General features: G+C 62.6%; 17 protein-coding genes. 10 read left to right on the forward strand and 7 right to left on the reverse strand.

Features of this window, described 5'->3' with window-relative positions; all coding sequences use genetic code 11:
- Positions 1–185: 185 nt before the first annotated feature.
- From NKI35_RS04225 to NKI35_RS04245, 5 genes are read left to right on the forward strand one after another with little or no spacing between them, the layout of a single operon-like run.
- A complete protein-coding gene (locus tag NKI35_RS04225; protein ID WP_023682045.1) occupies positions 186–374 on the forward strand; it encodes a hypothetical protein in 189 nt (62 codons plus the stop codon).
- Positions 374–1,555, forward strand: coding sequence for an acyltransferase family protein (locus NKI35_RS04230; RefSeq protein WP_023740784.1), 1,182 nt, complete (start codon positions 374–376; stop codon positions 1,553–1,555). The genes NKI35_RS04225 and NKI35_RS04230 overlap by 1 nt, the downstream gene beginning before the upstream one ends.
- The gene (locus tag NKI35_RS04235) at positions 1,552–2,664 is read left to right on the forward strand and encodes a glycosyltransferase family 2 protein (RefSeq protein WP_023682047.1); all 1,113 of its coding nucleotides are present in this window, start codon (positions 1,552–1,554) and stop codon (positions 2,662–2,664) included. The genes NKI35_RS04230 and NKI35_RS04235 overlap by 4 nt, the downstream gene beginning before the upstream one ends.
- Positions 2,661–3,707: a glycosyltransferase family 2 protein gene (locus NKI35_RS04240; RefSeq protein WP_023712595.1), complete on the forward strand. Its 1,047-nt coding sequence runs from the start codon at positions 2,661–2,663 to the stop codon at positions 3,705–3,707. Before NKI35_RS04235 ends, NKI35_RS04240 begins: the two co-directional genes overlap by 4 nt.
- Positions 3,707–5,503, forward strand: a complete 1,797-nt coding sequence (locus NKI35_RS04245) for an ABC transporter ATP-binding protein (protein WP_027049321.1) — start codon at positions 3,707–3,709, stop codon at positions 5,501–5,503. The genes NKI35_RS04240 and NKI35_RS04245 overlap by 1 nt, the downstream gene beginning before the upstream one ends.
- 123 nt (positions 5,504–5,626) lie before the next feature.
- Here the strand turns inward: NKI35_RS04245 and NKI35_RS04250 are convergent, their stop codons facing one another.
- The 5 genes from NKI35_RS04250 to NKI35_RS04270 are packed head-to-tail and all read right to left on the reverse strand — an operon-like array spanning position 5,627 to position 10,866.
- Positions 5,627–6,457 (reverse strand): dipeptide ABC transporter ATP-binding protein, encoded by an 831-nt coding sequence (locus NKI35_RS04250; protein WP_023669495.1) that lies wholly within the window; start codon positions 6,455–6,457, stop codon positions 5,627–5,629.
- Complete coding sequence (locus tag NKI35_RS04255; RefSeq protein ID WP_023696764.1) at positions 6,457–7,302, reverse strand: ABC transporter ATP-binding protein; 846 nt, start codon at positions 7,300–7,302, stop codon at positions 6,457–6,459. The genes NKI35_RS04250 and NKI35_RS04255 overlap by 1 nt, the downstream gene beginning before the upstream one ends.
- Positions 7,302–8,186 (reverse strand): ABC transporter permease subunit, encoded by an 885-nt coding sequence (locus tag NKI35_RS04260; RefSeq protein WP_050485757.1) that lies wholly within the window; start codon positions 8,184–8,186, stop codon positions 7,302–7,304. The genes NKI35_RS04255 and NKI35_RS04260 overlap by 1 nt, the downstream gene beginning before the upstream one ends.
- A 26-nt stretch (positions 8,187–8,212) precedes the next feature.
- On the reverse strand, positions 8,213–9,220 hold the full coding sequence (locus tag NKI35_RS04265; RefSeq protein ID WP_023669492.1) for an ABC transporter permease subunit: 1,008 nt from the start codon (positions 9,218–9,220) through the stop codon (positions 8,213–8,215).
- Positions 9,221–9,267: 47 nt separating this feature from the next.
- Positions 9,268–10,866, reverse strand: a complete 1,599-nt coding sequence (locus NKI35_RS04270; RefSeq protein WP_023669491.1) for an ABC transporter substrate-binding protein — start codon at positions 10,864–10,866, stop codon at positions 9,268–9,270.
- 475 nt (positions 10,867–11,341) lie between these two features.
- Between NKI35_RS04270 and NKI35_RS04275 the strand changes: the two genes are divergently transcribed.
- From NKI35_RS04275 to NKI35_RS04290, 4 genes are read left to right on the forward strand one after another with little or no spacing between them, the layout of a single operon-like run.
- Positions 11,342–13,333: a long-chain fatty acid--CoA ligase gene (locus tag NKI35_RS04275; protein WP_352738728.1), complete on the forward strand. Its 1,992-nt coding sequence runs from the start codon at positions 11,342–11,344 to the stop codon at positions 13,331–13,333.
- A 28-nt stretch (positions 13,334–13,361) separates the two neighbouring features.
- Positions 13,362–14,069 carry a class I SAM-dependent methyltransferase gene (locus NKI35_RS04280; protein ID WP_352738730.1) on the forward strand — a complete coding sequence of 236 codons (708 nt, stop codon included), beginning with the start codon at positions 13,362–13,364 and terminating at the stop codon, positions 14,067–14,069.
- A gap of 56 nt (positions 14,070–14,125) precedes the next feature.
- Complete coding sequence (locus NKI35_RS04285) at positions 14,126–15,115, forward strand: hypothetical protein (RefSeq protein ID WP_352738732.1); 990 nt, start codon at positions 14,126–14,128, stop codon at positions 15,113–15,115.
- 40 nt (positions 15,116–15,155) lie between these two features.
- Positions 15,156–16,088 carry a hypothetical protein gene (locus NKI35_RS04290; RefSeq protein WP_352738734.1) on the forward strand — a complete coding sequence of 311 codons (933 nt, stop codon included), beginning with the start codon at positions 15,156–15,158 and terminating at the stop codon, positions 16,086–16,088.
- Between the two features lie 94 nt (positions 16,089–16,182).
- Here NKI35_RS04290 and NKI35_RS04295 read toward each other — a convergent pair whose 3' ends face one another.
- Positions 16,183–16,914: an HAD family hydrolase gene (locus tag NKI35_RS04295; RefSeq protein ID WP_023703515.1), complete on the reverse strand. Its 732-nt coding sequence runs from the start codon at positions 16,912–16,914 to the stop codon at positions 16,183–16,185.
- On the reverse strand, positions 16,911–18,554 hold the full coding sequence (gene pgi / locus NKI35_RS04300; protein ID WP_023746665.1) for a glucose-6-phosphate isomerase: 1,644 nt from the start codon (positions 18,552–18,554) through the stop codon (positions 16,911–16,913). The genes NKI35_RS04295 and pgi overlap by 4 nt, the downstream gene beginning before the upstream one ends.
- Positions 18,555–18,982: 428 nt before the next feature.
- On the opposite strand from pgi, the gene pdxR reads away from it, so the two are divergent.
- A complete protein-coding gene (gene pdxR / locus NKI35_RS04305; RefSeq protein ID WP_023669484.1) occupies positions 18,983–20,476 on the forward strand; it encodes a MocR-like pyridoxine biosynthesis transcription factor PdxR in 1,494 nt (497 codons plus the stop codon).
- The last annotated feature ends 147 nt before the right edge of the window (positions 20,477–20,623 follow it).

Below are 20,623 nucleotides of genomic sequence, written 5' to 3' on the forward strand. Positions count from 1 at the left end.
TGGTACTACTGCTCATGCAGCATTGCGGACGTGAAAAACCCTGATCGACGCAACGCACTCGCAAATCATACCCATTTTTAGCACTAACTCACACAAATATTACAGCTCGATAGATATTTTGTGTTGCACTGCACCATTGCCCGGTTGCACCATTTCTTGGGGGATTTGGTACTGGGAAGTGCGCCGTGGAGGATTCCGCCAAGTTGATCAGCTTGAATTTTTCGCTGGCCAGCACCGATTTCGAGGCTGCCCCGCGCACAAGGCGCGGGTTTGATGTTGTCGGCGCACTCTCGACGCTGGCAGGCCTCGACCTGAGGCCCGGAATGCAGGGCCGCTGGCTTCATCGGAGATTTCAGACCGGCGGAAATGGCTGATGGCGGTCGCGCGTGACAATCAGTTGGACGCTCTGCGCGCCATCGCTGTCACGATGGTTCTCTATTCCCATTTCCTTGCACCCAACGGGTCCTCCTTTTGGGGCCACATCGGGGTGCGGCTTTTTTTTGTGCTGAGCGGCTTCCTGATCACACGACTGCTGCTCGAAGCGCGCGCCGCGGCCGAATTCAAAGCCGGCCCTGCATTGAGTTCCTTCTACATCAGGCGCGCGCTGCGCATATTCCCGCCCTATTTCGCCGTGCTTGGGTTCGTCTGGCTGACCGATCTGGAGCAGTCCAGTGGATCGCTCGTCTGGCATGCGCTTTACCTGTCGAATTTTTGGTACGCGCTGCGCAACGAATGGACGCCCTGGCTACTCTGCCATTTCTGGAGCCTGAGCATCGAGGAGCAGTTCTATATCGCCTGGCCGCTGGTCGTGCTTCTCGCACCCCGCCGGCGGGTGGAAGCGATCACTATCGGCGTCATCCTGTTGTCGCTGGCCTATCGCTTCTACTGGCCGATCACCGCCACCCCGGCGCTAGCGCGCGACCTGCTGCCGCCAGCATCGATGGACGCGCTGGCGTTTGGTGCTTTGCTTGCCTGCCGGCGGACCAGAGGCGCCGGCCTGCCGCAATGGATGCGGCTAGGCTGGCCAGCCCTTGCGGCTGTCTTCCTGGCGATTGAGTGGCTTATCCCTGCGCCGGCCGATCCTATGCTGGAATGGGCCCGCTGGGCGTTACTGCAGATCCTGCCCCTAGTGCCGCTGGTGGCCGTTGTCGCCGCCTGTTCAGCCGGCCTTGGCGGCGTCCTCGGCAGGGTTTTCGAACTGCCACCGCTGCTGTCACTGGGCCGCATCAGCTACGGCGTCTATCTTTACCATCCGATCCTTCTTTCGCTCGCCGTCAAGTCACAGCCCTGGATCCCGCTCAATGTCTCGGAGCAGGGGCCAGGGCGTTTCCTGGTCGCGAGCACCGCCACGATCGCCGTCGCTTCGATCTCGTGGACGGCTTTCGAAAAGCCGCTCAACGGCCTCAAGCGCCGCTTCCCCTATGTAGCGCGCCGCCGCTCCCAGGCACGCTCTGGCGATGCCGGCTGGCTCGGCAGGGCGGCGGACGCCTATCCCGGCGGATCCCCCGATGGCCGCGCCGCACTCGAACTCCGGCGAACGGATGCGCAGAGATGACCACCGCGCCGCTCGTCTCCGTCCTGCTGCCGGTCTACAATGCCGGGCCTTATCTCACCGCTGCGCTGGAGAGCATTCTGCGGCAAGACTACGATCGCCTGGAGGTCATCGCTATCGATGACGGATCGACTGACAACTCGCTCGAGATTCTCGAACGATACCGCCGGGCAGACAATCGCGTTTCTGTCATCTCGCGTGAGAACCGCGGCCTCGTCGCCACCCTCAATGAAGGGCTACGACTGGCCCAGGGCGAGCTTGTTGCGCGAATGGATGCGGACGATGTCGCCTATCCCCGGCGCCTCTCGCGCCAGGTCGCACTGTTCGAGCGGCGGCCCGATCTCGGCTTCTGCGGCGCCTGCGTCGATACCTTGCTTCACGGCCGTATCGCCAAAGGCAGGCTAGACCCGGTGTTCCGGCTCGGCCGGCTCGACATATTGTCGATGTTCTTTACGATATTCTTACATCCGACGGTGATCTATAACAGGAAGGTTATTGGGAACAACGATCTCTATTACGATCCAAAATATAGGCATGCCGAGGATTTCGATCTCTTCAGACGGCTTGCCGGCCGTTTCCCGGCGACCATATTGCCCGATAGCCTGCTCGTCTATCGCATCCATGCGGGAAGCGTGACCATGCGGCATGCCAAGGAAATGCGCAGGACGCATTTGCGGATCGTGGCCGAAAATCTCGAGCGTGAGGGGCTTGCGGAAACCACAGCGGATCTGCGCGACATCGGCGAGGCCGTCTCTTTCGACACGGTTTCGCGCGCAGCCGATTTCATCCGTGCGCTCGAAGAGCGGATTTCCGAGCTGCCGACCGACACACGGCCAAGCTTCGAGGCAGGCGCGCTGAACCTGTTCTATTTCCTCTACCAACTCGTCGGCGACGAAGGAGAACCGCCGCTGACCCACGAATTGCTCACGCGGACGGCGAGATGGAATTTCATCCGGCGCCGCGAACAATATGCGCTGCGTCCCGGCGTCTGGGCGCCTTGGCTCAGCCTGCTCTCGATAAGGGCCGGAAAGCGGGCGGACGCGGTGGCGTACTTCTTCAAAACCACGCCGGCCGAAGCGGTGCTTGCGCGTTATCAGCGGGGACTGGTATGACCGACAGGCCCCACCCGCTCCTGCGCGATCACCAGTTTGCGAGTGCACCTGTCCCGACATCTCCCCGATCGGAGCGGCCGTCGCTCGAGGTCAGTTTCATCGTCTGCACGCGCGACCGCGCCGCTGTGCTGGAGGCTTGCATAGCCTCGATCCAGACCGCATGCCGGGTGCACGCCACCTTCGCGGCAGAGTTGGTGGTGGTCGATAATGGTTCACGGGACGGCACGTCAAAGCGGCTGGCCGCTATCGCCGAAACTTCCGACATCCCAGTCACAGCCGTCTCGGAGACTCGCCCCGGACTAGCCGCTGCCCGCAATGCCGGATTGGCGCGAGCGCGAGGCCGCGTGCTGGTCTTCGTCGACGACGACTGCAAGCTCGACCGCGACTATCTCCGCGACCTGGAGCGGCACTACCGGAGTGGCGAGAAGTGGCTGATCCGCGGCGGCCGGGTCGAGCTCGGTGATGCCCGGGACCTGCCCTTCACCATAAAGCTCCGCGAGGCAAGCGAGCGGCTGACCCCGGCGGTCCACCCCGGCGGCTTCGTGCTCGGCTGCAACATGACCATGCACCGCGACGTCGCGGCCCGCATCGGCTCGTTCGACGAACGCTTCGGCGCTGGCGGCCCGCTACGCTCGGCTGAAGATACTGATTATCTCGTGCGGGCGATGCTGCTCGGCATGCCGGTCGAGTATGTGCCCGACATGACGGTCTTGCATCATCACGGCCGGCGAGACCGCAAATCGATCGACAGGCTGCACCGCGACTATAGCCTCGGTAATGGTGCGCTGTGCCTGAAACATGTCCGCCACGCCCCTTGGCTGCTTCGCCATGTCTATTGGTCCGCGCGGGCCGCGTTCAGGGAACTGGCGGGCCGTCCTCGCTTTGACCGCGACCTCGATCTGTCGCACTGGCCTATTGTTGTTATGAATCTGGCAGGTGCCGCCAGATTTGCGCTGCTCGTCATGATGGGATGGCCAAAACGGCTGCCGCTGCGCCACGACCGAGAAGCCAGCGAAGCCAATGCGGAGGCCAGAGCGCGATAATGTCACTGATTCCGTCAGCCCTGCCAATGCTGCGCCGCGCGCTTGGTGGCAGGCTGTTGCGGCTCGTTCCCGTCGTGGTGGGGCTCGGGCTTGCCGGCGCCGCGCTGGAAGGCCTCGGCATCGGTCTCATCATTCCGCTGCTCGGCATCATTATGGGACGTGGCGAAACATCAGGCATGGCCGGTTTCTCCGCCCTCCTCCAGCAGGTTGGAGCGGACCTCGGCGAGCGCCAGCGGCTGATCGCCATTTCGGCCGCGATCCTCGGTTCGATCGTACTGAAAAATGTCTTTGCCTTCGCCAACACTCTGCTGACCAGCTACATCTACGGCAAGGCAGGTTATTCGATCCGTAGCGCACTGTCGGAGCAGTTGCTCAGGGTCGGCTACCCCTTTTTCCTGCAGCAAAGCCCCGGGCGGCTGCTCAACATCATCTCCAACGAATCCTGGCGAGCATCCGACGCTATCCAGGCCCTGCTCGGCGCGATCGTCAGTGCCTCGGCCGCCGTCATCCTGCTCGCCTTCCTCCTGCTCCTCTCTTGGCAGATGACGCTGCTGGTGACTCTAGGGCTGGCGCTTGTCCAGCTGGCGCACGGGGTTTTGTCGTCCAATCTGAAGGCGCCGAGCCGCAGCGTCGTCTCGCGCAACAGCGCACTGGCGTCGCAGATGCTGCATCTGGTGCATGCCGGGCGCCTGATTCGCATCTTCGGGCAGGAGAACCGCGAAAAGGCGGTCTTCGCCAAAGCGTCCGACGGGGTGCGGCGGGCGGCTTTCGTGCTTTCAATCCGCCAGGGCGTCTTGCCGCCACTGACCGAGGTATTGCACGCGATGCTGTTCCTGGCGGTGGTGATCGGAGCCTGGCTGGCGAATGTAAGCTTCCCGCTGACCGTCGCCTTCCTCATCCTGCTCTACCGACTGCAGCCGCATATGCGCGCCTTGCAGATGTCCTGGAGTCAGTTGCAAGGCATGAGCGGCTCGCTGGAAGAGGTACAATGGCTGCTCGATCCTTCCGACAAGCCCGAGGCGCCGCAGGGCAGCCTGCCGTTCGACGGCTTGCGCCAAGGGATCAGCTTCGATGATGTGAGCTTCGCCTATTCCGGTCCCCTGTCAGGCCCCGACGCGCGCGAGGCGGTGCTGCATAAGGCGGTGTTCGACATCCGCAGCGGCCGCTCGACGGCGCTGATCGGCCGCTCGGGCGCCGGCAAGACGACGATCGTCAATCTCCTGTGCCGCTTCGTCAAACCCGACAGCGGCAGGATCCTCGTCGATGGGGCACCGCTCGATGAAGTCGACCCAAGCCAGTGGCGGCGGAACATTGCCCTGGCCAGTCAGGAGTTGGAACTGGTCGATGGCACCATTTTTGAAAACATTATCTACGGCTACGACACGGCGTCGGCCAGCGACGCCATGCGCGCCGCAAGGCTGGCCGAGGCACATCAATTCATCGAGCACCTGCCGCAGGGTTACGCGACGCTGGTCGGATACCGGGGCATCAACCTGTCAGCCGGACAAAGGCAAAGGATCGCCCTGGCGCGGGCGCTGGTGCGCGATCCCGATATTCTCATCCTCGACGAAGCCACCAGTGCGGTGGATGGGTTGTCAGAAGCCGCTATTGTCGAGACGCTGAAGTCGCGGGCCGGCCGCCGCACCACCATTGTCATCAGTCATCATTACAGCACCATATCGTTCTGCGACGACGTGGTGATCTTGAGCCGCGGTCGGGTGAAAAAACAGGCCCCCTTCGCAACCCTGGCAATGCTCAGCATGGACGAGCTTTACCAGCACGGAGCGGGTGAGTGATGGGGCGCACCCCAACCTGCGACGCGGCTTGCGCCCGGCAGCTCGCAGATCGCGATCCATCCTGCCGGCAAACCACCGCCGCGACGCATTTCCGATTGTTCAAAAACAATTCTCGGTGAGAGGTCAGGCGGCCTTCTTCTTCGCCAGCCGCGCCTTGATCGAGGCGACGTCGGCGCGCGGCGTCGCGGCGAACAGCGTCCTGGTGTAGTTGTGCTTGGGGTCGGCGAAGACCTCCTCGCGCGAGCCGTATTCGACGGCTTCGCCGAAATACATCACCATCACATCGTCGGCGATGTAGCGCACGACCGACAGATCGTGGCTGATGAAGACATAGGTCAGCTGGAATTCGTCCTGCAGGTCGGCGAGCAGGTTGAGCACCTGCGCCTGCACCGAAAGATCGAGCGCGGAGACCGGTTCGTCAAGCACCAGCAGGCTCGGGTTCAGCATCAGCGCGCGGGCAATGGCGATGCGCTGGCGCTGGCCGCCCGAGAACATGTGAGGATAGCGATTGTAGTGCTCGGTTCCGAGGCCGACTTTCTTCAGCATCCTCATGGCGAGGTCGCGCCGCTCTTCGGCCGGCTTGTCGGTGTTGATGAGCAGCGGCTCGCCCAGCACATCGCCGATCTTTTGGCGCGGATTGAGCGATCCGTAAGGGTTCTGGAAGACGATCTGCACCTTGCGGCGCATCTCCCTGGTCAGGCCGTTCCTTGCGATGTCGACCTTGTTGCCGTCGATGAACAGTTCGCCCGACGTTGCCGGATCGATCAGCGTGATGATGCGCGCCAGCGTTGACTTGCCGCAGCCCGATTCACCGACGATGGCCAGCGTCTTGCCCTTGTCGACGCTGAACGAGACGCCCTTGACCGCATGCAAGGTGCGCGCGCCGCGAAACAGGCCGCCGCCGACGTGATAGTCGCGCACGATGTCCTTGCCTTCGACGACCTTGATGCTCATCAGACGCCCCCGGCAGCTGGTTCGAACAGCATGTCCGAGACGGTCGGCAGCCGGTCGCCGACGGCATTATCCGGCAGCGCCGACAACAGCGCGCGGGTGTAATTGCTCTTCGGCGATTCAAACAGCGACAGCACGTCGGCCTCTTCCATCTTGCGGCCCTTGTACTGGACGATGACGCGGTCGGCCGTCTCGGCGACCACGCCCATATTGTGGGTGATCATGATCAGGCCCATGCCGTATTTAACCTGCAGCGACACGAGCAGGTCGAGGATCTGCTTCTGGATGGTGACGTCGAGCGCGGTGGTCGGCTCGTCGGCGATCAGAAGCTTCGGATTGCAGGCGATGGCGATGGCGATCATCACGCGCTGGCACTGGCCGCCCGACATCTGGTGCGGAAACGAGTTCAGCCGTTCGGCCGGCTCGGCAATGCCGACCTGCGTCAGCAATTCGATGGCGCGCTCGCGACGCTGGGCCTTGTCCATGCCCATATGGAAGCGCAGCACCTCCTCGATCTGAAAGCCGACGGTGAAGCACGGATTGAGACTGGCCATCGGCTCCTGGAAGATCATCGACATGTCCTTGCCGACGATCTTGCGCCGGTCGGCCGGGCTCATCTTCAGGAGATCGCGGCCGTTGAAGCTCATCTCGTCGGCAGTGACCGTCGCCGTCCACGGCAACAGCCCCATCACAGCCAGCATCGACACCGACTTGCCGGAGCCGGATTCGCCGACGATGGCCAGCACTTCACGTTCGTTCACATGGAGCGAGACGCCATCGACCGCGCGGAACGGGCCGGATGCGGTCTGGAACTCGACGACGAGATTGCGGATGTCGAGCAGCGCCATTACGACCTCCTCAGCTTCGGATCGAGCGCATCGCGCAGACCGTCGCCGATCAGGTTGATGGCAAGCACGGTGATGAGGATGGCCAGACCGGGGAAGGTCACCACCCACCAGGCGCGCAGGATGAATTCACGCGCCGAGGCGAGCATGGTTCCCCATTCCGGTGTCGGCGGCTGGGCGCCAAGGCCGAGAAAGCCGAGAGCGGCCGCCTCCAGGATGGCGTTGGAGAAGGACAGCGTGCCCTGGACGATCAGCGGCGCCAGGCAGTTGGGCAGGATGGTGCGCAGCATAAGCCTTATATGGCCGGCGCCGGCGACCTTGGCGGCGACCACATATTCGCGGCTCTTTTCGGCCATGACGGCAGCGCGCACCAGACGGGCAAAGTGGGGTTGCAGGACAAGCGCGATGGCCAGCATGGCGTTGAACAGGCCGGGGCCGAGGATGGTGACCAGAACCAGCGCCAAGAGCAGCGACGGGAAGGACAGGATCAGATCCATGACCCGCATGATCGCCACGTCGACCCAGCCCCGGAAATAGCCGGCCAAAAGGCCCAGCGTGATGCCGCCGACAAGCGCCAGCGTGACCACGACGGCGCCGATGAGCAGCGAGAAACGCGCGCCATAGAGCAGGCGCGAGAGCATGTCGCGGCCGACGGCGTCGGTGCCAAGCAGATATTCCATGCTGCCGCCTGCCTGCCAGGCCGGCGGACGCAGGAAAGCTGTCTTGTCCTGGATGTCGGGCGCATAGGGTGCCAGCAGCGGTGCAAAGAGCGCGGCCAGCACCAAAAGGATGAAGACGAACAGGCCGATGACGGCGCCGCGGTTTACCGAGAAATAGTGCCAGAAGGTCCTGAAGCCGGTCAGACGGTCAGGGTTGCCGGCGGCCATCGGGGCGATTTCGGTCGACTGGCTCATCACGCCGCCCTGATGCGCGGGTTGATGACGGCATAAAGCACGTCGACAATCAGGTTCACCGCCATGACGATAAGGGCGATCAACAGCAAGCCTGACTGCACGACGACATAGTCGCGCTTGGATATGGATTCGACCATCCACTTGCCGATGCCCGGCCAGGCGAAGATGGTTTCTGTGAGAATGGCGCCGGCGAGCAGGGTACTGACCTGCAGGCCGATGGTGGTGACCACCGGGATCAGCGCATTGCGCAGCGCATGCACGCCGATGACGCGGGACGACGACAGGCCCTTGGCGCGGGCGGTCCGCACATAGTCTTCGCCCAGCACTTCGAGCATGGCCGAGCGCGTCTGGCGCGCGATCACCGCCAGCGGGATGGTGCCGAGCACAATTGTCGGCAGCACCAGGTGACTCAATGCCGAGCGGAAAGCATCCCACTTGCCGTAGAGCAGGCTGTCGAGGGTCAGGAAGCCGGTGATCGGCTTGATAAAGAACTGAAGGCCGATGCGGCCTGAAACCGGGGTCCAGCCGAGATAGCCGGAGAAAAAGATGATCAGCAGCAGGCCCCACCAGAAGATCGGCATGGAATAGCCGACGAGGGCGGTGCCCATAAGCCCCTGGTCGAACCAGGAGCCGCGTTTGACCGCAGCAATGATGCCGGCCGGGATGGCCAGCACCATGGCGAAGATCATGGCGAAGACTGAGAGCTCGATGGTTGCCGGGAAGAGCGTCATGAAATCTTCGATGACCGGCCGCTTGGACGAAATCGACACGCCGAAATTACCGGTCGCGGCATCGCGGACATAATGCGCGTATTGCTGCCAGATCGGCAAATTGTAGCCGAACTGTTCCTTCAGTTCCGCGTAACGCTCGGGCGACACGCCATGCTCGCCGGCCATGGCAAGAATGGGATCGCCGGGCAGCAGCCTGACGAAAGCGAAGGCGCAGATGGTGATGCCGATCAGCGTCGGCAGCACCAAGACGATTTTGTTTAGGAGATATCGGAGCATCTTGAAAAGCGGGCGGCGCCTGATTGCGCGCCGCCCGCCTAACAGTTCTATTCGGCCTTGTCGACGCCGTCGAAGCGATGAATGCCGAGCGGGTCCATCATGAAGCCGCTGACATTCTTGCGCACGACTGCGTAGACTTGGCTGTGTGCCATGAGGAAGGCCGGAGCCTGCTTCTGGAAGACAACCTGCGCCTCTTCATAGAGCTTGGTGCGTTCGGCCTGGTCGCTGGTCTTCTTGGCCTTCTGGATCAGATCCTCGAAGTCCTTGTCGCACCAGCTGGAGTAGTTCGACACGCCGATGGCCGAGCAGGCGAACAGCGTGGCGAAGAAATTGTCCGGATCGCCATTGTCACCGGTCCAGCCGATCTGGAAGGCGCCCGGGCGCTCCTTCTTCTTGCCTTCTTCGCGGTACTTCGTCCACTCGTAGCTGACGATCTCCGCCTTGACGCCGACCTTGGCCCAGTCAGCCTGGATCAGTTCCGCGGCGCGCTGGAAGTTCGGGTTGTAGGGACGGACGCGGTCGGAGGCCCAAAGCTGGATCTCCTTCAATCCGGCATCGGCCAGCACCTTCTTGGCTGCTTCCGGATCATAGGCGTCGGACTTCACGTCCTTGTTCCACGACCACATGGTCGGCGGGATCAGGTTTACGGCCGGCGTGGCGCCGGCGTCCTGGAACAGCGACTTGATGAGCGATTCCCGATCGATCGCCTGGTTGAGCGCATGGCGCACTTCAGGCTTGTCGAGCGGCGGGATGGTGGTGTTGTAGCTCATATAGCCGATGTTGAGGCCAGCCTGATCCATCAGGGTCACGTCGGCGTTGGCCTTGATCGTGCCGATGTCGGCAGGATTCGGATAGGGCGCGATATCGCATTCGCCGGCGAGCACCTTCTGGATGCGGGCGGTGGCGTCAGGCGTGATCGCGAAGACGAGATCGTCGATCTTTTCCTTGCCCTTAAAGTAGTCCGGGTTGGCCGCATAGCGGATGACCGAATCCAGCTGGTAGTCGACGAACTGGAACGGACCTGTACCGACCGGCTTGGTCGAGAAGTCGGCCATCTTGCCGTCTTTTTCCAGCTGGTCGGCATATTCCTTCGACACGATCGAGGCGAAGTCCATGCCGAGATTGGCCAGCATCGGCGCGTTCGGCTCGGTCAGCGTCAGCTTCACGGTCAGGTCATCGACCTTTTCCCACTTGGCGACGTATTTCGGCATGTCCATGCCGGTGTAGTAGTCCCAGGTCAGGTTCGGCAGGTACTTCTCGCCGTTCCAGGGGTTTTCCTTGTTGAACTGGCGATCGAACGAAAAGACGACGTCGTCGGCATTGAAATCACGCGTCGGCTTGAAGAAATCCGTCGTCTGGAACTTCACGCCCGGATGCAGGTGGAAAGTATAGACCAGACCGTCGTCCGAAATCTCCCATTTGTCGGCGAGACCGGGCACAACTTCGGTGCCGCCATGCTTGAACTCGACCAGGCGCGAATAGACGGTGCGCGACGAGGCGTCGAAGTCGTTGCCGCCCGTCGTGGTACCCGGGTCGAAGTTGGCCGGCGAGGCCTCCGAGCAATAGACCAGCGTCTTGGCATTGGCCACACCGCCGAGGACGCTTGCAGCCAGCAACGCGGCTGCAAAAGTCAGTTTCTTTTTCATTGAGCACTCCCTGATGTTCTTCCAAGCCCCTCTATAGGCTCGCGAAGCGCGCATATAAGCACCGTTTTTCCGGCTTTGGAACACCCTGTTTGCCTACCCCACCGTAAGCAGAAAATATTTCTCGGTCTTTGACGAACTGCAGAAACAAATAGCAAAATCTGCTAATCACGGGATTGTTAACGACCGCATTTTTTCATTGATCGCAGCAATCGTAAGCCAAAAATCCACAAGCCTGGGTTTCGCCACCGAGATGACAGGACGGCATTGCCGAGCCGGCGTCGCGGGAAGGATTTCGACGGCAAATCTTTGCCGTCCTGCCGCTGGGGCAAGACTTGCACGGCCGCCGATAGTCGCAATAGATAGATGACACGCTGGATTTTCCGGGATCCGCGACATCGCTGCAGCGGAGGACGCCTCACCACATCGAGGCGGCGCAGCATGGAGCAGGCAACAGAACGACTTAGGGAGGCTAGAGGTGGCGAAAGCAACAAAGTCAACGGCCCCGGCGAAAGCAAAAGCGGCGAAAGCTTCAAAACCGGCCGCCGCTGCCGCCAAGTCGAAAGCGCCACCGGCCAAAGCCACTCCCGCCGTCAAGCCAACGGCAACCTCGACGCCGGCGAAGGCAAGCGCCAAGCCGGCAGCGAAACCTGCGGTCAACCGCGCTGCGAAGACAGCACCCGCTGCAAAGCCCGCCCAGCCGCCAGCCGCCAAGACAGCCGCGGCGAAGCCCGCCTCGAAGCCGTCGACGGGCGTGGCCAAAAAACTGCCGAATACGCTGACGGCGCTTGCCGCGGGCTTGCCGGAAAAGCCATGGCTAAAAAGCTATTCGAAAGTCGTGCCGGCGGAGATCGGCGCCCTGCCCTACAGTTCGATCGGCGACTTCCTCGTCGGCGCCTGCAAGCAGTTTTCCGGCCAGCCGGCATACGTCTGCATGGGCAAGTCGATCTCCTATGCCGAACTCGAGCGGCAATCGGCCGCCTTCGGCGCCTATTTGCAATTGAAGGGCCTGCAGAAGGGCGCACGCGTGGCGCTGATGATGCCGAATGTGCTGCAATATCCGGTGGCGATGATGGCCGTGCTTCGCGCCGGCTATGTCGTGGTGAACATCAATCCGCTCTACACGCCGCGCGAGCTCGAACATCAGCTCAAGGATTCCGGCGCGCAGGCGATCGTCATTCTGGAGAATTTCGCCAGCACCCTGGACGCGGTGATTGCCAGGACGGCGGTCAAGCATGTGGTGGTCGCGGCGATGGGCGACATGCTCGGCGGCCTCAAGGGCACGATCGTCAACCTGGTCGTGCGCCGGGTGAAAAAGATGGTGCCGGCCTGGTCGCTGCCCGGCCATGTCAAATTCAATGCGGCGGTGAAGGCCGGCGCCGGCATCGCCTTCAAGCCGGCCAAGATGGAAGCCAGCGACGTCGCCTTCCTGCAATATACAGGCGGCACCACGGGGATTTCCAAAGGTGCTGTGCTGCTGCACTCCAATGTGCTGTCCAATGTCGCGCAGAACACGCTGTGGCTGCAGGACGCCTATGCGATCAAGCCGAAACCGGCGCATCTCAACTTCATTTGCGCACTGCCGCTCTACCATATCTTCGCGCTGACGGTGAACGCGCTGATGGGCATGCAGCAGGGCGCCCAGAACGTGCTCGTTCCCAACCCGCGCGACATTCCCGGCTTCGTCAAGGAGCTGCAGAAATACCCGATGCACATTTTCCCCGGCCTCAACACGCTGTTCAACGCGCTGCTCAACAACGAGGATTTCCGCAAGCTCGACTTCAAGCCGCTGATCATGACGCTGGGTGGTGGCATGGCGGTGCAGAAGGGGGTTGCCGAGCGCTGGAAGGCGCTGACCGGCAATTCGATCACCGAGGGCTACGGGCTGTCGGAGACCTCGCCGGTGGCGACCGCCAACAAGTTCAGCGACAGCAATTTCACCGGCACGATCGGCCTGCCGCTGCCGTCGACCGAGATCGTCATCCGCGACGATGACGGCAACAACCTGCCGCTCGGCGAGGTCGGCGAGATCTGCATTCGCGGGCCGCAGGTCATGGCCGGTTACTGGAACCGGCCGGACGAGACCGCCAAGGTGATGACCAAGGACGGCTTCTTCAAATCCGGCGACATGGGCTTCATGGACGAGCGCGGCTACACCAAGATCGTCGACCGCAAGAAGGACATGATCCTGGTCTCCGGCTTCAACGTCTATCCCAACGAACTCGAGGAAGTCGTCGCCCAGCATCCGGGCGTGCTCGAAGTGGCGGCGGTCGGCGTGCCGGACGAGCATTCGGGCGAGGTGCCGAAGCTGTTCGTGGTCAAGAAGGACCCGGCGCTGACCGTCGAGGCACTGACCGCCTATTGCCGCGAGAACCTGACCGGCTACAAGCGACCCAAATACATCGAGTTCAGGACCGAGCTGCCGAAGACGCCGGTGGGCAAGATTTTGCGCCGGGCGCTGCGGGAATAGTTTGAACGGCGAGCCTGGCGACGGCGGGATGGCGGACGATAGTCGGCGTCCCGATGCAGTAGTGTTCATCAAGGCGAACCTGCGGCTTGCGCCCGTTCCCGCCCTTCGTGAAATCCAGCTCTATACGGCTCATTCCGGCAGCGGCCTGAGGCGGCTTGTCGAGTGGCGAGTTCATGGACCGGAAGACGGCAGCCAAACCAAGGAGCACGAAGCTGAGCCGCAGCCGCCCTACTGGGCCTATGCCTGGGCCGGCGGCGCCGTGCTTGCGCGCTATATACTCGACCATCCGCAAAGCGTGGCCGGCCGCCGCGTGCTCGACCTCGGCGCCGGCTCGGGCCTTGTCGGCATCGCCGCCGCCAAGGCCGGCGCCAGCGCGGTGATCGCGGCCGAGATCGACCGCAACGGCGTCGCCGCGATCGGCATCAATGCCGCGGCCAACGGCGTCGAGATCACCATTGTCGACAAGGACATCACCACAGGCCCGCCGCCGGCCGTCGACCTCGTGCTTGCCGGCGACGTGTTCTACGGCCGCGAGGTTGCTCTGCGGGTGATCCCGTTCCTCGACCGCTGCCTGGCAGCCGGCATCGAGGTGCTGGTCGGCGATCCCCGCCGCGCCGATCTGCCGCTGTCGCGGCTACGATTGCTCGCCGAATATCAGGTGCCGGATTTCGGCGACGCAAAGGGGGCTGCGACGAGGCCGAGCGGGGTGTTTTGGTTCGAGGCGGAAGAGCGCTGACGCGACAAAGCCTATCGCTGAGTGGCCGAGTTCGACCCATTGCAGACGAAACAGCTTTGCTCCACAGCATTGTTGAAGAACAACAACTCGCCATTATGACGGAAGAAAGTTCGATGACCGAGGACAGCCTGCCTCCAGGTTGGGCCACCGCTGCAGCCGAATATATGTCGCGAAATCAGCAGTGCTTTGACGACGCGGCTTGGGAGCACACATTCACCAGCGCATACCAGATGAGCTGCGAGGCTTTAGTGGCTCTCGGATACGCCGACGAAACCGAATGGGGCGCAATACCGCTGAAGAACTCAAAATTACCCGACGATCTTCCACGTTGGGACGATGTATGCGTGGCTGTCGTCAAATTGGCCGACCAAAGAGGGGCACTGCAACTTCGGCTTATGGATGGGAGCTTGTACCTTGGGGTTCCGCTGAGTCGGCCCCTGACAATCGTCGCACCCGCAGAGAGATGGTCGCCGCCGACGCCCAATATCGCTGGTGCCCAAGGCCTTGGGCTCGCTTATGCTCTCCCCGACGTCCAATCCGTCCTGCTGGCGCTAGGGCTGACAAGCGATGCAGGATGGACGAAAGCTGCCGAAACCATCTTCTGGCGAGCCGGTCATCCTCCGGGATGGGCTGTGGATTTTCAAGCTGACCGCAGGTTCTCCGCCGCTGCCGAGCGCGCCTGCGCCGATATTCCTGACGATGTCCGCGAGGAGTTGGATCGACTCTCGACAGTGACCGACAAGGATATCGATACGACCTTGGCTAAAAATGCAGCACGGTATCAAGAGCTGCGCAGCCAATACGGGCCGAACGCAAAAATCCACGTCTTCACCACGAATGAACAGGCACGAAGGAGTCTCGAGTCCGGTCGTCGGCACGATCTCGATTGGTTGTTCTTTCGCCGGTGGCGTCTTGGCGACGGATGGTTATCTGCCGACCAGGCAAAGCGGGCGCTGGAAATTTTCCACGATCCCTTGGCGATGGCAATGCGGCGCACAGTGATGGGGCAGCTTTACCCAGACCTGCCCTATTTGTCCGAGAGGTAGCAAAGAAGAACAGCTCGCCATCACGACGGAAGAAAGTCCGATGACCAAAGACAGCCTGCCTTCAGATTGGGCGACCCTCGCAGCCGAGTATATGTCACGGAACCAGACGTACACGATTGATGGCAAGAACTGGCAGCACGGGTTTGTGACTGCCTACGAAATCAGTTGCGAGGCATTGGCGGCTCTTGGACATGCGGAAGAAACCGAGTGGGGCGCCATACCGCTGAAAGATCCCAAATTGCCCGACATCCTTCCGCGTTGGGATGATATATGTGTCGCAGTCGTTCAGTTGGCCGATCAAAGAGGTGGGCTGGAATATCGGCTTGCGGACGGCAGCGTGCTCGCCCCCCTAGGCGGAACCTGGACAATCATCCCAGCGAACGGCACACCGCCGCGGCTAGGGCCTAATATCGATGCCGCCCGAGGTCTAGGACCTGCCTATGTCTTCCCCGACGTCCAACCCGTCCTGCGCGCGTTGGAGCTGATAGACGATGGAGGATGGAGGATGGACCAAGCTGCCGAAACCATCTTCTGGCGCGTCAACCACCGGGAGTGGTTCGTGGAGTTCGAAGCCGACCACCGGTTCGCCGCCGCTGTCGAACGCGCCTCCAGTGATGTACCGGGCGACGTCCGCGAGATAATGGATCGGCTTGCGACAGTCACCGACAAGGATGTTGAAGCGGTACTGGCCAAAAGTGCCGCATTGTACGAAGAGATGCTCGGCAAATACGGGCTGAAGGCAGCAAAACATGCCTACACCACGAGCGAACAAGCACGAAAGAGCATAGAGGCCGGACGGTCGTACGAACTCGATTGGCTGTTTTTTCGCCGCTGGCGTCTCGACGACGGATGGCTATCGACCGATCAGGCAAAACGGGCGCTGGAAATTTTCCACGATCCCTTGGCCATAGCCATGCGGCGGGCAGTTATAGCGCGGCTTTACCCAGACCTTCCCTATTTGGCTGGGAGATAGCAAATCGCGACGGCATCGTCGGCCTGGTGGTCCGCTCGACCCATCGGCGGGAAGGCCCAGGTTGACTTTCGTTTTGCCCCCGCCCTTCTCCCCGTCAGACCGTCTCCTTGACCCGCGCCGAGAGAAAGTCTGGCAAATCGGCGACCGAATCCAAAACGACATCGGCGATCGCCGACAGCGATTCACGCGTGCCGGTGCCGGAGAGCACGCCGACCGCCAGACCGCAGCCGCCGGCACGCGCCATCTCCAGGTCGTGGCGGTTGTCGCCGACCATGGCGATCTCTGACGGCCTCAGCCCGGTCAGGTCGCAAAAGGCGACGATCGTGTCCGGCGCCGGTTTCGGATTGGCGACCGCGTCATAGCCATAGGCCGCGGTGAACAGCTGCGCGACGCCGAGCGTGACCATGGTCTTTTCGGCACCGGCAGTCGAATCATTGGTGGCGACGCCGAGCCGGTAGGATCGCTTGTGCAGAGCCGTCAGCGCCGCGACGATGCCGGGCAAGGCCACCGCCATCGATGAGCCTTGCACCGAGGTGATCTCGTTGAAACGGGCGACGGCCAGCATCTGGTCCTCGTCGGACAGGCGCGGGAACCATAGTTCGACGACATCCATGTTGGTGCCCGAGGCGAAGATGGAATCCGGCTTGAAACGCTTGGCGACAAAATCGAAGCCCGCCGCTGAAAGCAGCCTGTCGGCTTTCCAGCGATCGCCCTCGGCAGCATCCATGGCCATGAAATCGGCGATGCCGAGCCAGGTCGCGTTGAAATCGACAAGCGTGCCGTCCTTGTCGAACAATATGCCCTTGATGTCGGCCGGATTTTTCATTGCGCCCCCCGCAGTTGCTGGATGCGCGCCACCAGCCCGGCCGTCGATGCGTCGCGCTTGGCGGCGCTCTCCTTGCCTTCCACGACTGGCAACAGGCCGGTCGCCAGCTCCTTGCCGAGCTCGACGCCCCATTGGTCGAAGGAATTGATGTTGAACAGAGTGCCTTCGACGAAGACGCGGTGCTCGTAAAGCGCGATCAGCCGGCCGAAGGTGCGCGGGTCGAGCTTGCGGTAGAGGATCGTCACCGATGGGCGGTTGCCGGAGAAGACGCGGTGCGGGGCTATTCTGTCGACATCGGCCGGCTTCATGCCCTTGGCCAGCATCTGCGCGCGCGCCTCGTCCAGCGTGCGGCCCTTCATCAACGCTTCCGATTGGGCCAGGCAATTGGCAAGCAGTAGATCGTGCTGGTGCTTGAGATCAGGCTCATGGCCGACGGCAGCGGCAAGGAACTCGACCGGGATGAAATCGGTGCCCTGGTGCAGCAGCTGGAAGAAGGCGTGCTGGCCATTGGTGCCGGGCTCGCCCCAGACCAGCGGTCCGGTCGGCGTCGTCACCGGCGTGCCGTCGAGGGTGACGCCCTTGCCGTTCGATTCCATGTCGAGCTGCTGTAGATAGGCCGGCAACCTGGACAGTCGCTGGTCATAGGGGATGACGGCACGCGCCGGATAACCGCAGATCACGCGATGCCACCAGCCGACCAGCCCAAGCAGCGCAGGCAGGTTCTTCTGCAGGGGTGCGGTGCGGAAGTGCTCGTCCATCTCATGCGCGCCATCGAGGAAGGCGCGGAAGTTGCGCGGGCCGATGGCGATCATCACCGGCAGGCCGATGGCGCCCCACAGCGAATAGCGGCCGCCGACCCAGTCCCAGAAGCCGAACACGCGATCCGCTTCGATGCCGAACTTGGAAACCAGGTCGAGCGCGGTCGAGACGGCGGCGAAATGCTTGCCGACTGCTTCCTTGCCGAGCGCCTTCTGCACCCATTCGCGTGCCGTCTCGGCATTGGTCATCGTCTCAACCGTGGTGAAGGTCTTCGAGGCGATGATGAACAGGGTGGTTTCGGCCGACAGGCCCTTCAGCGTGTCGTGGATATGGGCGCCGTCGATGTTGGAGACGTAGTGCGCGCGCGGGCCGTCGTGATAGGGCGCCAGCGCCAACGTCGCCATGGCCGGGCCGAGATCGGAGCCGCCAATGCCGATGTTGACGATGTCGGTGATTTTCTTGCCGGTGGCGCCGGCGGCCTTGCCGGAGCGAATGGCATCGGCGAAGGCGCCCATGGCGTCGAGCACGGACAGCACATCCGCCTTGACGTCCTGGCCATCGACCGTGACGCCCTTGCCCGAGAGGTTCCGTAGCGCCGTGTGCAGCACGGCGCGATCCTCGGTGATGTTGATCTTCTTGCCGGAAAACATTGCGGCCCGGCGACCTTCGAGATCGGCGGCGGCGGCGAGCTTCTCGAGCAGTTCCATCGTGCGCTGGTCGACCGCGCATTTCGACCAGTCGAGCAAAAGGTCGCCGTCGCTGGCCGAAAATGTCTCGAAGCGCTTGGGGTCGGCGGCAAAAGCCTCGCGCATCGTGCCCGATGCCGCCGCGCGCGCAGCACGCAAGGCGACAAGCTGTTTGTCGAAGGAGGAATGATCCACTGCCGGCTCCTGATCGTTTTTTCACGACATCTTATCAGACCGGATGTTTCCGGCGCGTGTCGTCGGGGTGACGTTATCGAGCCGAATTCCGCATGTTTCAATGCGTGGGGATGACGCAGTGCAGCATAGTGCGATGTGATGGAGCTACGACGCTGCGCGTCGCGCTGGATGATGTGATGGGAGTAGCGACGACGCTTCGCATCGCGCTGGGGATAATGAGGCGCGACGACGCTGCGCGTCGCGCGGGCGTCCGCGCTGCGGGATGACGCAAGCGTCACCCGGGGATGCGACGACGCTGCGCGTCGCGCATAGATCACTGGCATAAATCCCAGCGATCAGAAAAATTGATTGGCGCAACCCCTTGTGCCACGGTTACCTTCCGCTGGTCCAGCCAAGCAAAAAAGACTGGCCATCGAGGAACACCTTCCATGCCACAGCGTAACGACACGGCCATATGGTCCGGCCTGTTCCGGATTTCGGCGGAATCGGGCCAGACCCTGCAGGCGCAGATCCGTCAGGCGATCGTCGCCGCCATTCTCGACCGGCAGATTGCCGCTTCGATGCCGCTTCCGTCCTGCCGCATCCTGGCTGAAAAACTCGGCGTCGCGCGCGGCACTGTGGTGCTGGCGTTCCAGCAATTGGTCGATCAGGGTTTCCTGGTGGCGCGTGAACGGCGCGGCCATTTCGTCAATCCGGATGTGCTGGCCACCCCGGCCAAGCCGCACCAGAAGGCGCCCGACCAGCAGAACGAGATCGACTGGAAGGCACGCCGGCAGATCGCCGCCAGCGACATGCCGCCGCCGGCCAAGCACGACAACTGGATCAAGTCGTCCTACCCCTTCGTCTATGGCCAGTTCGACCCGGCGCTGTTCCCGACCGCCGAATGGCGTGAGTGCAACCGCATGGCGCTGGCCGTGCTCGAAATCCGCAACTGGGCCTCCGACATGGTCGATCGTGACGATCCGCTCTTGATCGAGCAGATCCAGGCGCGGCTGTTGCCGCGGCGCGGCATCTTCGCCAATCCGGACGAGATCATCGTCACGCTGGGCGCCCAGAACGCGCTCTATATGCTGGCGACACTGCTGATGACAAAGGGCTCCAAGGTCGCGATGGAAGACCCGGGATACCCCGACGCGCGCTCGATCTTCCGCTTGGCAGGCGCCGAAATCCAGCCGGTTCCGGTCGATCAGTCCGGCATCGTCACCTCGTCCATTCCCAACGATTCCGGCTTTGTCTTCGTCACCCCCAGCCACCACTGCCCGACCATGGTGCCGCTGTCGGCGGAGCGGCGGCAGGACCTTCTGGCGCGCGCCAACCGCCACAACCAGATCATCATCGAGGACGGCTATGACAGCCAGCTTCTCGACGAGGCGCCGCAGCAGGCGCTGAAGAGCCTCGATCGCTCGGGTCGCGTCGTCTATGTCGGCTCGATGTCGAAGACGCTGGCTCCGGGCCTGCGGCTTGGCTACATCGTCGCTTCGGCTGGACTAATCTCCGAGCTCAGGGCGCTGCGTCGCTTCATGCTCAGGCACCCGCCGGCCAACAACCAGCGCGCGGTCGCGCTGTTCCTGTCGCTCGGCCATCACGAAGCCCTGGTGCGGCGGCTGTCGTCGGCCTTCGACGAGCGGCGCAAGCGTCTGGTCCATGCGATTTCCGCATTCCTGCCGGAATGGCGCTCGACCGATTCGGCCGGCGGCACATCGCTCTGGCTGGAAGGCCCGCGCGGCACCGATTCACGTGGACTGGCCGAGGCCGCGGCCTCGCGCAGCGTCATCATCGAGCCGGGCGACCGCTTCTTCGATCGCACCGAAAAGCCCTCGCGTTTCATGCGCTTGGGCATTTCCTCGATCGCGCTGCAGCACATCGAGCCGGGTATTCGCGAGCTCGCGACTGCGGCCGGACGCAGGCCCGCGGCAGCCTGATTTGCCTGTGCCGGAGCTTTGAACAGCCCCGGCCCTTGGCATGATCACCAACATTCTGCATTAGCTCTCTGGCATACTCGGCTGCGTTGACTGGCCCATAGGCTGGGCCAATGGCAACGGCATAGTCGGCTGACAGAGGGACGAAGC

It is taken from the genome of Mesorhizobium sp. M0676 (assembly GCF_040320535.1).
Taxonomy (GTDB): Bacteria; Pseudomonadota; Alphaproteobacteria; order Rhizobiales; family Rhizobiaceae; genus Mesorhizobium.

What these genes read in the sequence shown, in the direction of transcription:
- NKI35_RS04235 (WP_023682047.1), top strand. Translation starts at nt 1,552, where the DNA reads ATGACCACCGCGCCGCTCGTCTCCGTCCTGCTGCCGGTCTACAATGCC.
- NKI35_RS04230 (WP_023740784.1), top strand. Translation starts at nt 374, where the DNA reads ATGGCGGTCGCGCGTGACAATCAGTTGGACGCTCTGCGCGCCATCGCT.
- NKI35_RS04245 (WP_027049321.1), top strand. Translation starts at nt 3,707, where the DNA reads ATGTCACTGATTCCGTCAGCCCTGCCAATGCTGCGCCGCGCGCTTGGT.
- NKI35_RS04240 (WP_023712595.1), top strand. Translation starts at nt 2,661, where the DNA reads ATGACCGACAGGCCCCACCCGCTCCTGCGCGATCACCAGTTTGCGAGT.
- NKI35_RS04295 (WP_023703515.1), bottom strand. Translation starts at nt 16,914, where the DNA reads ATGAAAAATCCGGCCGACATCAAGGGCATATTGTTCGACAAGGACGGC.
- NKI35_RS04290 (WP_352738734.1), top strand. Translation starts at nt 15,156, where the DNA reads ATGACCAAAGACAGCCTGCCTTCAGATTGGGCGACCCTCGCAGCCGAG.
- pdxR (WP_023669484.1), top strand. Translation starts at nt 18,983, where the DNA reads ATGCCACAGCGTAACGACACGGCCATATGGTCCGGCCTGTTCCGGATT.
- NKI35_RS04265 (WP_023669492.1), bottom strand. Translation starts at nt 9,220, where the DNA reads ATGCTCCGATATCTCCTAAACAAAATCGTCTTGGTGCTGCCGACGCTG.
- NKI35_RS04260 (WP_050485757.1), bottom strand. Translation starts at nt 8,186, where the DNA reads ATGGCCGCCGGCAACCCTGACCGTCTGACCGGCTTCAGGACCTTCTGG.
- NKI35_RS04280 (WP_352738730.1), top strand. Translation starts at nt 13,362, where the DNA reads ATGGCGGACGATAGTCGGCGTCCCGATGCAGTAGTGTTCATCAAGGCG.
- NKI35_RS04255 (WP_023696764.1), bottom strand. Translation starts at nt 7,302, where the DNA reads ATGGCGCTGCTCGACATCCGCAATCTCGTCGTCGAGTTCCAGACCGCA.
- NKI35_RS04270 (WP_023669491.1), bottom strand. Translation starts at nt 10,866, where the DNA reads ATGAAAAAGAAACTGACTTTTGCAGCCGCGTTGCTGGCTGCAAGCGTC.
- NKI35_RS04250 (WP_023669495.1), bottom strand. Translation starts at nt 6,457, where the DNA reads ATGAGCATCAAGGTCGTCGAAGGCAAGGACATCGTGCGCGACTATCAC.